The organism is Bradyrhizobium sp. 31Argb, assembly GCF_043638955.1.
Taxonomy (GTDB): Bacteria; Pseudomonadota; Alphaproteobacteria; order Rhizobiales; family Xanthobacteraceae; genus Bradyrhizobium.
This window is the reverse complement of the sequence record NZ_JBEGDB010000572.1, coordinates 1-1,694: the sequence shown is the minus strand read 5'-3', so window position 1 is coordinate 1,694 and position 1,694 is coordinate 1. Positions and strand designations below refer to the sequence as shown.

Annotated in this window: 3 protein-coding genes; all 3 read left to right on the top strand. The window is 56.7% G+C overall.

Annotated elements, in window-relative coordinates; translation table 11 throughout:
* Positions 1-608, top strand: a 608-nt coding sequence (locus tag AAFX91_RS41505) for a hypothetical protein (RefSeq protein ID WP_394570327.1), incomplete at its 5' end; no start/stop codon positions are given.
* 141 nt (positions 609-749) lie between these two features.
* Positions 750-1,169: a hypothetical protein gene (locus tag AAFX91_RS41500; protein ID WP_394570326.1), complete on the top strand. Its 420-nt coding sequence runs from the start codon at positions 750-752 to the stop codon at positions 1,167-1,169.
* Positions 1,170-1,249: 80 nt separating this feature from the next.
* Positions 1,250-1,609 (top strand): GFA family protein, encoded by a 360-nt coding sequence (locus AAFX91_RS41495; protein ID WP_282527815.1) that lies wholly within the window; start codon positions 1,250-1,252, stop codon positions 1,607-1,609.
* The last annotated feature ends 85 nt before the right edge of the window (positions 1,610-1,694 follow it).

The window sequence follows — 1,694 nt, the reverse complement described above, 5'->3', positions numbered from 1 at the left end:
TTGCTCGCTTCATCTGTCCGTCCTTCTTCGGGCCGGACTCTAACTCCTTCTGGAGGAAATACTCAGTGGCAGGTCAGAACGACACGGCTGTGGAACTGCTCGCTGGAGATGACTATCAACTTGCCGAACGCCTCCTAGACTACGGAATAAACCACACCGGGGTGAGTAGCGACATAATGCGAAGGACGATGATCGTAAACTACGCGAACGCTGTAAAGCTTGGTGGTGACAGCGCGAGAGCCGAAAAGGAATTAGGTAAGCACGACTGGTCTGCTACTAACGCAGCCTTTCAAATTTGCGTCGCCGCAGTTCGGGACGACGTCAAATCTGTTGTCGATCAAATGCAAGCAGCGGTCAGAGGCCAAGAACTCGGAGAGGAACAATTTCGGACTTGGCCGGTCTTCAAGAAAGCTCGGAGCGAAAAGCTCTTTCAGGATCAGTTCAAGAAGCTATTTGGCCGCGATCTCATTTCAGCGGTATCCCTTGATAGCAAATCCGAGACGTTGGTGATAAGCAATACAAAACGTGAGAGCCTCGAAGATTCTCGGCGAAACTTAGAAGAGACTAAAATGGATTCAAAACTAAGCAAGGGAAAAACACGACACTAAGCTCAACGACAATCGGCCTAATCATCGATCAGATGCTTCCTTGTACTCCCCTGCCACTTCAGTACGCCCAAAGGCCAGTCGCATATGATTTCACAACTACCATTTCGCCGACCGATTTGGCTTGCCACGTCACTGGTGCTGGTGGCCGCATTCACTGCCTCGCCGGCACGGGCCGACCAGTGCGACGACATCGCCAAGCAGCTTGCCAGCCAGATCGACGGCCTCAAGGTCAACTTCAAGGCCGCCAACATCGTCTACCTGACCCATCCCGCGACCAGGGAATTGTCGCTCGGCTGCCGCGGCAAGAACTACTCCGTCGAACTCTATGCCAAGGGCGACCGGCGGCCGAAGCCGGAATTCTTTCAACTGGTCAGCTCGGCGGCGGCGATCATCTTCACCGTGCCGAAGGACGACACCACGACCGGCGCCACGCGCTGCCTGAAGCGCATGGGCCTGCTACGCGGCGACAAGGTCAGCATGCGCTTCCGCCGTCTCAACATGGAATGCACGCGCACCAGGACCGAGGCGTCGATCGCGATCACCCGCGGCAAGGACGAATAGCGCTTCCGCGGCCCGGGACCTGCTGACCGCGCCGAGCCGCTGCGTTATCATGCATTCCCCGGATGCGGTGAGGAAGAGTCATGCCTGACAGCAAAACCTATACCGGCGGGTGCCATTGCGGACAGGTGCGCTTCGAATGCACCTCCGATCTCGCGGTGGTGACCAATTGCAACTGCTCGATCTGCACCAAAAAGGGCCTGCATTTCACCTTCCTGCCGCCGAGGAGTTTTCAGCTCCGCGCCGGCGAGGAGAATTTGAAGGAATATCTCTTCAACAAGCACGCCATCCGCCATCAATTCTGCCTCGACTGCGGCGCCGAGGTGTTTGCCTACGGCAAGAAGCCCGATGGCACCGATGTGGTGGCGCTGAACGTGAGCTGCATCGACGGCATCGAATTGTCGAAGCTCGCGATGACGCCGTTCGACGGGAAGAATCTGTAAGACAGCGCCGTAGAGCCTGAGAACCAATTCGGTCTGCGGGTAGACGGCATCCGAAGTAGCGGATGTTGAAGACCTCGACGGTCGA

Bases quoted from the DNA above. Each gene is read 5' to 3' on its own strand.
- AAFX91_RS41495 (WP_282527815.1), top strand. From the start codon at position 1,250: ATGCCTGACAGCAAAACCTATACCGGCGGGTGCCATTGCGGACAGGTG.